Genomic DNA, 229 nt, shown 5'->3' with positions numbered 1-229 from the left:
TGCCAACGCAATGTCGAGGTGATGTGGCTGCTGGGCCGATTGGCACCGGATTTCAAGACCATTGCTGATTTTCGCAAGGACAACAGCGCTGCTTTTCAGGCGACCTGCCGCACCTTCGTCCAGTTCTGTCGCCAGGTGAGGCTGATCAGCGGGCAACTCGTGGCCATCGATGGCAGCAAGTTTCAGGCGGTAGCGTCGCAACGCAAGCATCTGAGCCTGACGAAGCTCA

At 58.1% G+C, this 229-nt stretch carries 1 protein-coding gene; it reads left to right on the top strand.

The annotated features are described in order from the left end of the window. A partial coding sequence (locus tag ACNFCJ_RS24195; protein WP_416773912.1) for a transposase occupies window positions 1–229 on the top strand: 229 nt, incomplete at both ends.

Origin of the sequence: Pseudomonas sp. NY15364 (assembly GCF_048068235.1) — a bacterium.
Lineage (GTDB): Bacteria > Pseudomonadota > Gammaproteobacteria > Pseudomonadales > Pseudomonadaceae > Aquipseudomonas > Aquipseudomonas mendocina_D.
Note: the sequence above shows the minus strand (reverse complement) of the source record. Positions and strands in the feature narration are given on the sequence as shown.